Origin of the sequence: Methylobacterium sp. J-078 (assembly GCF_022829285.1) — a bacterium.
Classification (GTDB): Bacteria; Pseudomonadota; Alphaproteobacteria; order Rhizobiales; family Beijerinckiaceae; genus Methylobacterium.
In genome coordinates this window covers 113232-125759 of record NZ_JAKSYI010000060.1, presented here as the reverse complement: position 1 = coordinate 125759, position 12528 = coordinate 113232, and the positions used below count along the sequence as shown (strand labels likewise).

Below are 12528 nucleotides of genomic sequence, written 5' to 3'. Positions count from 1 at the left end.
CGGGATGAATCCGGCGCTCGGGATATCATGAAGGCTAAAAGCGACGCCCCGATCACGCGATCCGAAAACATGTCGAGGATTCGGGGCAAAGATACCAAGCCAGAGATGCGGGTCAGGAAGCTGGTCCATGCGCTCGGCTTCCGATTCCGGCTGCACAGGCGCGACCTCCCGGGAACTCCGGATCTCACCTTCCCTGGCCGGCAAGCGGTCATTTTCGTACACGGTTGTTTTTGGCATCGGCACAGCGGATGCGTGAATTGCACTACCCCGAAGACCCGCGTGGCATTCTGGAGCGAGAAGTTCGCGAAAAACGTCGAGCGCGATCGCAGAGCCGTTTCTCGACTTCAGGACCTCGGGTGGCGTGTGTTGACCGTCTGGGAGTGCGAGATCTCCGACGAAGAGGCACTGCAATCGCGGATAATACAATTCCTTGGCGCTCCTGTACTGCCCCTTAACCTCAGAAATAGTGGTCGGGACCAGCGCAAGTTTTGAGAGACGAAGGTACGCGGCCCTTCCGCACCGCCAAGCCGTGGGCCGGACTTCCCCGTTCTTCCTACTGTCGGCTTCGCCTTAAATCGTACCAACCCGCTTTTTGGCGGCCTAGCCCGTCGGTCCTCCTTACAACAAGGCCTGCGGTCCCACCCATTATGCTCCCGGGCCCACAGCAGAGCTGAAGGACAGGTACGCAGCACGTCGGCTACATAAGAACACTCGGTTGCGCACGAAGCTAACTAAGCGTCGGATCTGCAGTCGTCGTTTGAAGCTCGCTTCACCCAGTGCAACAGGTTTCACCATAAAACGCATTGATTGGCAGACCTGCCTCCTGTGTAGACGCAATATCAAGAGCCTAGACTTGTTGATGCAACCGGTTGCAATCGATTTTCTGGCTCAAACGCAATTCATGACTTGAAAGGTGACTCGTATCTGGTGTACCTCCGGCCATGCAGTATCCTGAGTTTACGCGGCGCAACACGTCGTACTGGAGGGAGACTGATCCATGGTACAAGATTTTCTGCATCTGATCCGTTTGGTTCAGTCTGCAAACGAGGTAGATCTTGCAGACGCAATGCTCTGTATCATTGTGCACGCGGCTTTCTGTGAAGGTGTGCCTGTTCGTGCCTGTGACCTTGGTCATCAAATGGGAATGCCCCAGCAAACGATTTCTCGCCGGGTCCAGAGACTCGTCAACCGCGGGCTCGTCATGTCCTTCCCACTCACCGGCCGCTCTCGAACGCTTCAGCCCGGTTTCGGCATGGACATCGGCACCTCTCTCCTCGGCTCACGACCCCAGCAGCATATGACATCTTAGATAAATCTTCGCAATAAATTCGGTTTGAAGTCACGTATCTTATAAGACGGAAAATATACTCGAAATTTAAGCGAATTTAATCTATTCATTACAAAATTTGGATCAAGATAAATTGAACTAAATCTGGGTTTTTCAATAATCATTCATTTCAACGTTATAAATAATTCTACAAAAATGGTCACGTCGGGTTTTTATACGTCTCTAGGTCAAAACCAAAATCTTCCGAAGCATCCCTCTGATTGTTTAGCTTAACTCCTGGGCGAGCGCTGCCCCGCGCCTGCCTATGGCACTCGCATGTCGGAAAGCTCGTCGCATGGCCCACGAAACGACCAATCTGATCCAGCTTTCCGTAAAAAGGAAAAAGCATGGAAACTCAGAGGGGTTAGATGCCTTCCATCCCGCATCCTATATAACTCCGGATGTTGACGGGAAGGAGCGGCCGAAAGGACGAAAGGCGAAGCTGCCCCGGAGCACTGTGACATCGTACGAAGCTCGGGTTCCAGTCGAACAGTTCCGCCTAGACCTTGAACGGCCTGCGGCATGGCTGAAGGTTCGCTACGCAGGTAGCTTGGCGGCCCTCGAAAGCCGCATTCGCGTCTCTAAAGCTGAGGGCACTACAATCGATCCTAGTTGGCGCGGAAGAGGCGGCTTCCAGCAGTTTCTGCGAGACATGCCCGAGCCACGGCGGCACGAGAGTCTTTCTCTCGACCGGTTGAATCCACACGGCACGCATTATGGACCGGGAACTTGTCGATGGGCCGACAAAAAGGAACAAGCCAACAATCGACGTTCCAATGTCATGGCGACTCACCCAGCTACCGGCAAGCCTGCGACGGCGACCGAAGTGGCGGAGTATCTTGGTATCAAGCCGAACACGCTACTCAAGCGAATCCGAGAGGGAAAATCCCTTCCAGATGGAGTCGTGGTGGGGCGGCAAGCTGAGCCGATGATACTTCCTGAGGAAGAATCACAGTACGGAAAACGGTGGCCGTGGCCACTTACGCGCGAGCAACACGCACAGTGGGAGAACAACTATGCCGTGAACCGGCAAACGATGACCGACGAGCGGGGGCGCGATATTTTCGAACATCGCTGGGAGTTTGCGCTTCGTATTACGCGGCTTCATGCGTCGGGGTGGCGTCGGGAGGCTCAGAGTCTCTCTAAGCAGCTTTGTGAGCTTTACGATGAAGACAACGGGCCGCCCGCTGTGATCGCAGAGTATGAACGCGCCTTGTCCTTGGGGCAGCATTGGCACAAACGTCAGGTGGCAGCCGAGGCATTTGTGGCCGCTGCCTTACCAAAACTCCGTTTGATCCCTCGCGAGCGTCCGCATCGATAGGGCAGTGCAAATGTTTGCCGTCTTCGCTCACGCCTTTGTACCGGGAATTGGGATGGCGGCGACAGCAGCGGCGAGTGTCGCCACGTCGAAATGTCGATACCTTCCGGCTTCATTTGACGCAGCGTGGCCCTGGATCGCATCGGCGAGGCTGTCCGCGATGCCCGCTTTGGCCGCGGCGCTCTTGAACCAGTGTCTCATCGCATGTGCCGGCGCCTTCCTAGGGTCGATAAAACCCTGGTTTCTAATCCAAGTAGCTAGGTGATTGGCCACACCTTTCGATGCGTGCCGCCTGGCAGTGCTACCCGACGTACGTCGATAGAAGAGGGGGCCGGCACCCTTTCTCGCGACGAAATCGCCAAATCCCTCCGCAATTAATGCGGGATGTAGCGGGACTAAGCGTTCTGACCCCTCATTTTTGAGACTTCCCCCGTCCTCGGCGGGCGCTAGTCTCATCACATGGACACCATTCACTACCGTGACACGGTTTCCCCAAAGCTGCGCCAACTCACCTATGCGAGCGCCTGAGGTTGCCGCAAGCCAGGGAAGCCACCGCCGCCCTCCATTCTCCTCTCGGCGCACCAACGTCAGTAAGCGTGCGATTTCATCGTCTGCATATGGCTGCATCGACGTTCCGGCTCGCGTACGACTAATGACACGAACACCGTCAGCGGGATTGTCCACTCTCATTTTGTTGCGCACCGCGTAGCCGAAGATCGCCTTCAACGCAGTGATGTAGCTTTCGTTGATGGTCCTCGCGGTGAGGCCTCGTGCAACAGCTGCGTCCTTGAATGCCACCACGTCCGCCGCTGTGATTTTTGTTATGTCGTCAGAACGCTCGCCGACGCTCGCTGCGAAAGAGCGCCAAATACCCCGCCATGTTCCCAACGTGGCCGCACTTGGCTTCGTCTCCGCCTCCCATTTGCTGAAGAGCACCTGGAGGCTTGCGGCCGACACAAGGCTGGCGACTGCTGGGAAACGGGCAGCCTTCGGGTCTGGCGTGTAATCGCCTTCGGCCGCACGCTTTAAGGCCCATGCAGCATCCGTGGAAGCTCGTTCTACCTCGATTAGCAGGCGGATGCGGGTTTGCCGGTCCACTGCGAGAGCATGCTTCTGCAAGACCCAATCAACGAAGAACCCGAGGCGCACCTCGAGGCCAGCGAGATCGGTACTTGGTGGAAGTGCGTTGATGCCCTTCGTCAGATCGGCCCCGAAAATTGCAACAGCTTGCTCAAGCGTCTGGGTTTCGCCGGGGTGGAGTACAGGCGCATTCAGCAATCGACCTTCACGGGCTGCTCGGTTGAACGCCTTTAAAGCAGCCCAGCGCTCTGGGGCGCCTGGCTCGTCGGAGAACTTCTCTACGTATAATCGGTATACCTCACCTGAAAGGGCAACGACCTGCTTATGCGAGATCGGCTTCGCTCCCTCCCGCCAAGCTTCAAAGGTTTTTTCAACTTGTGCGCCGGCGACAGCCGCACGGAACTTCGCGACATCGGGGTCCCGGGTCCGCAATGATAGCTTGAGGAATGTGCCTGCTGTTGCGGCAACGCTGATGGCAGGCTCTCCCTTCATCGCTGGAAGGTCGACAAGCACAATTCGACCGCGACACGTCTGAGCGAGGTCGACAGGTACCCGGCGCCTAAATTGCTCGAATGAAGAGTTTTCGCGACGTGTCGGTCTGGTCATGCTTAGAACCATCTGTGACCCACTGCTGTGACCCAGCGGGCGGCTCCAAGCTATTGATCTCTAGCCTTCACAACGCCTTAAGAGGAAATGGTGCCCAGGGACGGAATCGAACCGCCGACACTGCGATTTTCAGTCGCATGCTCTACCAACTGAGCTACCTGGGCCGCCGCCGGTTCGCGTGAGCGCCACCGGCTGGAGCGGGGGTATAGGGGGTGGATTGCGGCCTGTCCAGCCTTGTTCGAAAGAGTTTTCGGACGGCCGTCGCGGGCTTCAATCGCGCTCGCGCGCAGGGTCCGCCGACCCTTCGGCATCCGCGTCCTCGTCCTCCGCGGTGGGGATGGCGTAGCGGTCGGTGAGCCAGCGGCCGAGGTCGATATCGGCGCAGCGCGCCGAGCAGAATGGGGTGAAGGCCGGCACGGCGGGCTTGCGGCAGATCGGGCAGGGATCGGCCTTGGGCGCGCGCCGGGTCGGTGTCGGGTCGGACGCGCTCACAGGGGCTGTCCCCAGCTCTGGCGCACGGGGAATCCCTCGCCCTCGAGGAGGCTCAGGGTCTCGTAGAGGGGCAGGCCCACCACCGCGCTGTGCGAGCCCACCAGCTTGACCACGAAGGCGCCGGCGAGCCCCTGGATGGCGTAGCCGCCGGCCTTGCCGCGCCACTCGTCCGAGGCGAGGTAGGCGTCGATCTCGCGCGCGGACAGCCGCTTGAAGCGGACCCGCGTCTCCACCACCCGCTCGCGCCGGGCGTCGCGGGGCGAGAGCAGGCAGATCGCGGTGTAGACCCGGTGCTGGCGGCCCGAGAGCAGGCGCAGGCAATCGGCCGCCTCGTCGGGCAACTCGGTCTTGGGGAGAACGCGCCGTCCCACGGCCACGACGGTATCGGCCGCGATCAGGTAGGCCTCGCGCATGTCGTCGCGCCGTCGGGCGGCGGCCCCCGCCACGGCGAGCTTCTCGCGCGCCAGGCGACGGGCGAGCTCGCGCGGCGTCTCGGATTTGTGCGGCGTCTCGTCGATGTCGGCGGGCAGCAGCGCGTCGGGTTCGATGCCCGCCTGCTGCAGCAGGGCGAGGCGCCGGGGCGAGGCGGAGGCCAGGACGAGGCGGGCGCTCCGGACGGGGCCGGCGGGGTCTTCGGTCTGGGTCACGTGCGAGCCGTCATGCGCGGGTGCTGCATCCTGTGGAGCTTCGAAGAGCGGCAAGGTCCCGCGCGCCGGACGGTGCCGACCCGGCCGGGCGATGCCGGGAGCCATCCTCCGGCGCGACGCGGCGCCCCGGAGCGGCGGGAACCTATCGGAAAGCCCCGGGCTTGTGAACGCGCCGCCCGGCCCGGATGAGCGTCATCGTCCGTGGGATCGGTAAGGCCCTCAGCGCACCGGGCAGGGGGGGCCGCCCGCGATGAGGATCTCGGGGCTCTGGCTGGCGAAGCGCCGGCCGTACCGGACCGGCCACAGGGCCTTGCGCGACATGGTGAACCCCGCCGCGCCGGTTCCGAGGAAGACCGAGCCCGTCACGGGCGCATAGGTCGCCGAGACCTCCACGAGGAGGAAGCGCGCGCCCTTCGGCTGCACGCTGTCGGCCGTCTCCGTCGGCGCCGGGCTGCCGGGCAGGCGCAACGGGGATCCCGCCGCCGAAGCGCTGGAGCAGACCTGCAGGAGCCCCGTCTCCGCATCGCCGACGACGCCGACCGCACTCACCGTCATCCGGACGCCGGCGCTGCCGAACGGCGCCATCAGGATGGGCGCCACCTCGAAGATGTCGCTGGATTCCGACGGCGTCGGCGCATTCCGCTGCGAGAAGGTGTCGCCCAGGGTCCGCGACAGGAGATCGAGCTTGCGGGCGTAGCGCATGGCCGTGGCCAGCTCCACGGTCCCGAAATAGATGAGCAGCAGGATCGGCGTGACCAGCGCGAATTCCAGGATGGCGACGCCGCCCTCCGCGCGGGCGAAGCGCGTGCCGGCCCGGCCGCCGAGACGGCGGGCGCGGCGCGCGATCGGGGGAGGGGCGTCGCTCATCGTGCTAGCAGGCGGCGCTCATCGTGGAATTGCCGTCGAGCTGAAGCACGGCGGTCGCCAGGATCAATCGGCTGCCATCACTGAACTGATCCTTCACGATGCCGAATCTCTGGAACGTCTGCTGTGCCAGGGCGGCCTGCACGACGACGACGCTGCCCTTGCGCAGGCAGCCGTGCTGCTCGCCGAAGCCGGCGCGCCAGGTTCCCGTGCCGGTATCGATCGGGGCGGCGTTGTCGATGGCGCCGAAGCTGTCATAGGCCGCGATGTCGAGCTTGAGCCTGGCGCAGCTGACGAAGGGCGACACGTTCCGGCAGAGTTCGTCGCGGACGCTGGCGGCCAGGGTTTCGGGGGTGGCCTGGGCCTGGACGTAGAACTGCCGCATCGAGGAATCGAGGCCGTTGTCCAGGGCGGACGACACCCAGTAGACCAGCGCGCCCTCCAGGATGAAGAAGATCAGGATGAACAGCGGAAACAGGATCATGGCGAACTCGACCGCCATCGCCCCGCGCTGATCCGCACCGAACCGCTTCGTCAAAGAGCGGCGCATCGCCGACGCCAGGCTCCCTCGTCGCGAAATCGCCGCCGGCGAGAGTCGATTCAAGGGCGAGGCGAACATGTCGCGCGAATTCTCGTTCTCTTCATTCTGTCCAGGCCTGGGTTGCCAGTGTTCGTCTGGTACAACCCGAGACCACCTCATTCTGTAGGCCAAGCCTACGACGCTCCATTTAATTTTTTGGCAATGGAGTCTATCGCGATGACAGGCGCAGACCGGGTCCGCGTGGCGCGACGACGCGCCGGTTAAGCGCACAGTGAGGAACCGCGCCTACGCTCGGCCTCCATGAGCGACCCACGCCCCGCGTCCCGTCCCGTCCGCAAACCCCGATTCACCGCGTTGGCGGTGATGCGGTCGCTGGCCGCGCGGCTCGCCCTCACGGTCTTCGGCTCCGTCGTGCTCGCCCTCACGGTGGCCACCGCCTTCTCGCTCTGGCAGGAGGTGCATCGCTACGCGGACACCAAGCGCGAGACCCTGGGGACCATCGCGGAGATCTTCGCCGCCGCCAGCGCCCGGGCCGTCGATGCCGGGGATTCGGGCATGGCGGCCGCGACCCTCAACGCCATCGGCCGGCATCCGAGCCTCGTCTACGCGGGAATCGAGCGCCCGGACGGCTCCATCCTGGCCGATCGGGGTCTCGCGATCCGCCTGGAGAGCGACATCGATCTCGGCGAGGGTGGCTCGCCGTTCCGCCTCCTGTTCGGCCGGACCGCTCAGGTGCAGGCGCCGATCCTGGAGGCGGGGCGCCGGGTCGGCACCCTCGTGCTCGTGGCGGACACGACCGACCTGCCCGCCAACGTGCTGGGCCTCCTCAAGGCGTCCGTCCTCGGCTGGCTCCTGGCGCTCGGCTGCGGTGTCGCCCTGTCCTACGGCCTGCAACGCGCGATCACGCACCCGATCGCCTCGCTGGCCGAGACCATGGACGGGGTACGCGAGAGCCAGGACTACGCCCGCACCACCCGCATCGTCCGGGACGACGAGGTCGGGAGCCTGGCGCGCTCCTTCAACGCGCTTCTCGGAGCCTTGCGCGAGCGCGACGGGCGCCTCGCGCGCCACATGGAGCACCTGGAAGACGAGGTCGCGGCGCGCACCGAGGACCTGCACACGGCCAAGGAGGCGGCGGAGGCCGCCAACCAGGCGAAATCGACCTTCCTCGCCACCATGAGCCACGAGATCCGGACCCCGCTCAACGGCATGCTGGTCATGGCCGAACTCCTGGCCGAGGCGGACCTGCCCGAGCAGCAGAAGCGCCACGCGGAGGTCATCGCCCGTTCGGGCCAGAGCCTGCTCGCCATCATCAACGACATCCTCGACTTCGCGAAGGTCGAGGCCGGTAAGCTGGACCTCGAGCGCGTTCCCCTCGACCCCGCCGAGATCCTCGACACCGTGGTCAGCCTCTTCGCCGAGAAGGCCCGCGAGACCGGTCTCGATCTCGCCGCAACCCTGGCGCCCGACGTGCCGGGCCGTGTCCTCGGCGATCCGGTCCGCCTCGGCCAGATCCTCGGAAACTTCGTCAACAACGCCCTCAAGTTCACCCAGGCCGGCTCGGTGCGCGTGCGCCTGGAGCGCGGCCCGGCGGAGACCCTGCGTCTCAGCGTGCGGGACACCGGCATCGGCATCGCGGCCGACAAGGTCGACACCATCTTCTCGGCTTTTTCGCAGGCCGACCAGTCCACCACCCGCCGCTTCGGCGGCACCGGGCTGGGGCTATCCATCGCCCACCGGCTGGTGCTCGCCATGGGCGGACGCATCGGCGTCGACAGCCGCCTCGGCGAGGGATCGATCTTCTGGGCCGAGATACCGCTGACGGCCGCCGAGGCTGCCCCGCGCCCCGTCCCCGCGCGGGAGGCGAGCGTGGCGCCCTTCGTCGTCGTGGCGACGGCGGGGCCGGCAACCGGGGACACCTTGCGCGAGGGGCTTGCAGCGGCCGGCTTCGCGCCGGTCGGCCCGGGGGCGCCGGAGGCATCCGGCGCGCACTGGATCGTCGACGCGGCGACCCTCGTGGAGCTCGGTCGGCGCCCCGGGCTAGAGGGCCGCGTGCTGGCGCTCGCCCGCTTCGGCGAGCCCGACGGTGCCCATGCCCTCGCGGCGGGCTGGGCCGATGCGCTCCTGACCTGGCCGATCGTCCAGGTCGAATGGCGCCGCACCCTGGCCGCCCTGGCGTCGGGGGCCGCCTTCACCGGCCAGGCGCAGCCCGCGCAAGGGCCGGCCGCATTGCCGCAATTCCCGTCCGCGCGGGTTCTCGTGGCGGACGACAGCGCGGTGAACCGCGAGGTCGCCCGCGCGGCGCTCGCCCGCTGCGGCATCACCGCGATCGTCATGGTGGAGGATGGTCGGGCCGCCCTGGAGGCCTGCCGGACGGGCGGGTTCGACCTCGTGCTCATGGATGGCAGCATGCCGGTCCTCGACGGCTACGCGGCGGCCGCCGCGATCCGGGCCGAGGAGGCGCTGCGCGGCGCCGAACGCATGCCCATCGTCGCCCTGACCGCGCACGTGGTCGGCGCGGCGGCGGAGGCCTGGCGCGCCGCCGGCATGGACGGAACCCTGACAAAGCCCTTCACCCTGCGCGCCCTCGGGGACACGCTGCTGGGCTTCCTCACCCCCGGCGGCGCCCTGGCGGCGCCGGACCCGGCGAGCCAGGGCGCGGTGGGTGAAGACCGGTCCGCCATCGGCCCGTCGGAGGATATGGACCTCCTCGATGCGGAGGTGATCGACGGCCTCGTGGACATGGCGGAGCGCGCGGGTACCGGCTTCGCCGCGCGCATTCTCGCCCTCTACGCCGAGACGGCGCCCGCCGCCCTCGCGGCCATCCGGACCGCCACCGAGGCGGAGGCGGTGGCCAAGGCGGCGCATGGCCTGCGCTCCATGAGCCTCAACATCGGCGGCCGTGCCCTGGCGCGGGCCCTCGCCGAGATCGAGGACGCCGCGCGGACGGGGGGCCGCCTTCCGACGCCCGAGGCCGTCGCGCGCCTCGAACCCCTCGTCGAGCGCACGGCGGCACAGGTCGGGGAGCGCCTCGGGATCGTGGCCGAACTCCCGGGTGAAGGCGGCCTGCGCCTCTCGGCGTGATGGCCTCGCTCGGAGACCGTGAGCATACCCGCCGGGCGGGTCGATGTCGGGCAGGGAATTTTCGTCTCCGCCGGAAGGTCTTCATAACCATGGCAGGGCCAATCCTGAGGATAAGCGTCCGCTGCCCGCACGACCGAAGGCGCGCTGAGAGACTTGTCTGCCAGAGAGACGGGATGGAATACCGCGATCTCTTCACGCCGGGGAAACAGTTTCGACGCGACCAGACCGGCGGCGTCCTCCTGCTCTTCGCTCTCCTGATGCCGATCCTGATGGGGCTCAGCGCCGCAGCGCTCGAATATGCCGGGCTGGTCAAGCGGCGCGCCGAACTCCAGCGCGCCGCCGATGCCGCCAGCATCGCAGGCGTCAACCAGTTCAAGCTCGCCAACGCGGACGATGCCGCCGCCGTCAACGTCGCCCGATCGATGGTGCTGGCGCAGGCACGCAGCGCCGGCGGGGGCACCCCGCAGGTGACCGCCGCCGTCCTCGGCAACCACTCGGCGGTGCAGGTGACGGTGTCGGAGACCGTGCCCCTGAGTTTCGGCAAGCTCATCAACATGGCGAGCGTCGACATCGCCGTCCGGTCGACGGCCAAGCTGAGCGGGACGACCCGCCTCTGCCTCCTGGCCCTCGATCCGCTCGCTCCGGGCGCCTTCCATCTCGAGAGCGCGGCGCGGATCACCGCCAGCGACTGCTCGCTCTACTCGAACTCCGTCAGCACGGCCGGCATTCAGGGGGAGAACGCATCGGTGGCCAAGGCCCTCTCGACCTGTTCGGCGGGCGGCTTCTCGGGCCCGAGTTCCAACTTCCTCCCCCCGCCGGCCATCAATTGCCCGCCTCTGCGCGATCCGCTGATCGACAAGCAGGGGCCGACGCCGGGCCCTTGCATCGACCTCGGCATCCTGTTCGATCCCAAGAAGCTGATCGGGCTGGTCGAAGACCTCCTCTACGGCGCGAACGTGGTCAGCGGGCCCGCGACCCTCAACCCCGGCACCTATTGCGGCGGCCTGCACATCACCAAGGGCGCGCAGGTCACCCTGCGGCCGGGGATCTACATCATCAAGGACGGCCCGTTCGTCGTCGACAAGAACGCCAGCGTCACCGGAACCGGAACCGGCTTCTACTTCACGGGGGTTCGGGGTGGGCTTCTGTTCGACGAGAAGAGCACGATCAGCCTGACCGCTCCGCGGGACGGGATCATGGCCGGCCTGCTGCTCTTCGAGGATCGCTGGGCGCCGCCGGGGCTCCTGTCGCTGCTGCCCCTGGACGGGAAGGGCAAAGCCAAGGCGGCGCCCAACGGCGTCGCGGCGCGGCGCGAGTACCGGATCATCAGCGACAACGCGCGCACGCTCCTGGGCACGATCTATCTGCCCGTCGGCCGTCTCATCATCGACTCGAAGCGCCCGGTGGCGGACCAATCCGCCTACACGGTCATCATCGCCCGCATGATCAACCTCTATGACGGGCCGAACCTGATGCTGAACGCTCGCTACGGCTCCACCGACATTCCCGTCCCGAACGGCGTCGGACCGAGCTCCGCCGACACGCAGCTGACGCAGTAGCCTCGGGCGGGGCAGCCTGACCCTGGGCGGTGGGCGCGCGCCGGCCCGTCAGCGGGCCGGCTCGATATCCGCCCGCGACGGCTCGTAGGTGCACCAGTTGCAGTACCCCTTCTCCGCCGCCTTCGGCGCGTTGCGCTGCGAGCAGTGCGGGCAGATGAGCAGCGACAACCGCGTCCCGTTCAGTCGCGCGTGGCCACGGCCCCGGAAGGTGACGTCCTTCGGTTCGGCGGTGCCAGAATTCAGGGTCTGGCTCATGGGTCGGTCCTTGATGCTCGGCACGGTGACCAACGAGCGAGGCGCCGAGAGGTTCGCGGCCAAGCTGAGCAACCTGCAGCTTCCGCACGCGGTACGGGATGAAGAGGCGGTGATGATCCGTCTACCCTTCACCTCCTGAAGCTTGGAGGCCGTCACCTTCCCCCCGCCCGGCTTCGGCCGCGGCGGATTTTTTTTGCGGCCGACGCGAAGGATCGCGGGCGCAGTCGGCCAGCGCCGGGGGCTTCAAGGCCCGTCGCGTCACCGGCCGCGGTCGTCGTCCAGTTGTTGGAGGAGTTCGGCCAGGCGCGGATCGAGGGGTTCGTCGATCACGGGCTCGTAGAGGGCCTGCAACTGGCGACCCAGGCGCAGGCGCGTCGCCTCGCTCAGGACCGGCCCGATGGGCTCGTCCGGAAACGCGCGGGACTCGTGCGGGTGATCGCTGGCCATGTGGCTTAACTGGAGGGGAAGGCCGATCCGGCAATGGGGCCGTGGGGGACGATCCGTCGGGCTGATCGATCCGTGAAGCCCGGCGTTCTTCACGATGGGGATCGAGGGCCGGGCCCTGCGTTCGATCGCGTGCCGAAGCGTTCTGGTGGGTGCGCGAGGCTTCGGCGACCACGCGCCGTGAGCGTTCTTTCGCGGCGCGAGCACACGAAGCCGAGCTTGTCCGGCCGGCTGCGTCCCGTCGATGCCGGTGTGCTTTGAGGCATCGTCGTCGATGCGCTCTCGTCGTTCTCGGTGTGCTGACCGCGATC

Annotated in this window: 12 protein-coding genes and 1 tRNA gene; 5 read left to right on the top strand and 8 right to left on the bottom strand. The window is 65.7% G+C overall.

The window, feature by feature from the left end; translation table 11 throughout:
• The first annotated feature begins 27 nt into the window (after positions 1-27).
• Together MKK58_RS08730 and MKK58_RS08725 are read left to right on the top strand one after the other, a co-directional pair.
• Positions 28-492, top strand: a complete 465-nt coding sequence (locus MKK58_RS08730) for a very short patch repair endonuclease (protein WP_243911697.1) — start codon at positions 28-30, stop codon at positions 490-492.
• A gap of 1130 nt (positions 493-1622) precedes the next feature.
• Positions 1623-2648: a hypothetical protein gene (locus MKK58_RS08725; RefSeq protein WP_243911696.1), complete on the top strand. Its 1026-nt coding sequence runs from the start codon at positions 1623-1625 to the stop codon at positions 2646-2648.
• A gap of 27 nt (positions 2649-2675) precedes the next feature.
• Here the strand turns inward: MKK58_RS08725 and MKK58_RS08720 are convergent, their stop codons facing one another.
• The 6 genes from MKK58_RS08720 to MKK58_RS08695 all read right to left on the bottom strand — a co-directional run bounded on the left by MKK58_RS08720 (position 2676) and on the right by MKK58_RS08695 (position 6884).
• Entirely contained in the window at positions 2676-4331 is a 1656-nt protein-coding gene (locus MKK58_RS08720) for a DUF6538 domain-containing protein (protein WP_313899276.1), read from the bottom strand.
• Between the two features lie 88 nt (positions 4332-4419).
• Positions 4420-4495 (bottom strand) — tRNA-Phe (locus MKK58_RS08715).
• Positions 4496-4601: 106 nt separating this feature from the next.
• Positions 4602-4823, bottom strand: a complete 222-nt coding sequence (locus tag MKK58_RS08710; protein WP_243911694.1) for a DNA gyrase inhibitor YacG — start codon at positions 4821-4823, stop codon at positions 4602-4604.
• Positions 4820-5470, bottom strand: a complete 651-nt coding sequence (locus MKK58_RS08705; RefSeq protein WP_243911693.1) for a Maf-like protein — start codon at positions 5468-5470, stop codon at positions 4820-4822. Before MKK58_RS08705 ends, MKK58_RS08710 begins: the two co-directional genes overlap by 4 nt.
• A 219-nt stretch (positions 5471-5689) precedes the next feature.
• Positions 5690-6337, bottom strand: coding sequence for a TadE/TadG family type IV pilus assembly protein (locus MKK58_RS08700; protein WP_243911692.1), 648 nt, complete (start codon positions 6335-6337; stop codon positions 5690-5692).
• Between the two features lie 4 nt (positions 6338-6341).
• Positions 6342-6884 carry a TadE/TadG family type IV pilus assembly protein gene (locus MKK58_RS08695; RefSeq protein ID WP_243911691.1) on the bottom strand — a complete coding sequence of 181 codons (543 nt, stop codon included), beginning with the start codon at positions 6882-6884 and terminating at the stop codon, positions 6342-6344.
• Between the two features lie 354 nt (positions 6885-7238).
• Between MKK58_RS08695 and MKK58_RS08690 the strand changes: the two genes are divergently transcribed.
• Positions 7239-9959: an ATP-binding protein gene (locus MKK58_RS08690; protein ID WP_243911690.1), complete on the top strand. Its 2721-nt coding sequence runs from the start codon at positions 7239-7241 to the stop codon at positions 9957-9959.
• 173 nt (positions 9960-10132) lie between these two features.
• The gene (locus tag MKK58_RS08685; protein ID WP_243911689.1) at positions 10133-11518 is read left to right on the top strand and encodes a TadE/TadG family type IV pilus assembly protein; all 1386 of its coding nucleotides are present in this window, start codon (positions 10133-10135) and stop codon (positions 11516-11518) included.
• Positions 11519-11566: 48 nt separating this feature from the next.
• On the opposite strand, the gene MKK58_RS08680 is transcribed toward MKK58_RS08685, so the two are convergent.
• Entirely contained in the window at positions 11567-11773 is a 207-nt protein-coding gene (locus MKK58_RS08680) for a hypothetical protein (protein WP_243911688.1), read from the bottom strand.
• On the opposite strand from MKK58_RS08680, the gene MKK58_RS08675 reads away from it, so the two are divergent.
• Entirely contained in the window at positions 11772-11912 is a 141-nt protein-coding gene (locus tag MKK58_RS08675; protein WP_243911687.1) for a hypothetical protein, read from the top strand. The genes MKK58_RS08680 and MKK58_RS08675 overlap by 2 nt on opposite strands.
• A 119-nt stretch (positions 11913-12031) precedes the next feature.
• Here the strand turns inward: MKK58_RS08675 and MKK58_RS08670 are convergent, their stop codons facing one another.
• Positions 12032-12220 carry a hypothetical protein gene (locus tag MKK58_RS08670; protein ID WP_243911686.1) on the bottom strand — a complete coding sequence of 63 codons (189 nt, stop codon included), beginning with the start codon at positions 12218-12220 and terminating at the stop codon, positions 12032-12034.
• Positions 12221-12528 lie beyond the last annotated feature (308 nt).

Excerpts from the sequence above, each read along its gene's own strand:
- MKK58_RS08675 (WP_243911687.1), top strand. The coding sequence starts at position 11,772 with ATGGGTCGGTCCTTGATGCTCGGCACGGTGACCAACGAGCGAGGCGCC.
- MKK58_RS08670 (WP_243911686.1), bottom strand. The coding sequence starts at position 12,220 with ATGGCCAGCGATCACCCGCACGAGTCCCGCGCGTTTCCGGACGAGCCC.
- MKK58_RS08685 (WP_243911689.1), top strand. The coding sequence starts at position 10,133 with ATGGAATACCGCGATCTCTTCACGCCGGGGAAACAGTTTCGACGCGAC.
- MKK58_RS08690 (WP_243911690.1), top strand. The coding sequence starts at position 7,239 with ATGCGGTCGCTGGCCGCGCGGCTCGCCCTCACGGTCTTCGGCTCCGTC.
- MKK58_RS08680 (WP_243911688.1), bottom strand. The coding sequence starts at position 11,773 with ATGAGCCAGACCCTGAATTCTGGCACCGCCGAACCGAAGGACGTCACC.
- MKK58_RS08695 (WP_243911691.1), bottom strand. The coding sequence starts at position 6,884 with ATGCGCCGCTCTTTGACGAAGCGGTTCGGTGCGGATCAGCGCGGGGCG.
- MKK58_RS08700 (WP_243911692.1), bottom strand. The coding sequence starts at position 6,337 with ATGAGCGACGCCCCTCCCCCGATCGCGCGCCGCGCCCGCCGTCTCGGC.
- MKK58_RS08725 (WP_243911696.1), top strand. The coding sequence starts at position 1,623 with ATGGCCCACGAAACGACCAATCTGATCCAGCTTTCCGTAAAAAGGAAA.
- MKK58_RS08720 (WP_313899276.1), bottom strand. The coding sequence starts at position 4,331 with ATGACCAGACCGACACGTCGCGAAAACTCTTCATTCGAGCAATTTAGG.
- MKK58_RS08730 (WP_243911697.1), top strand. The coding sequence starts at position 28 with ATGAAGGCTAAAAGCGACGCCCCGATCACGCGATCCGAAAACATGTCG.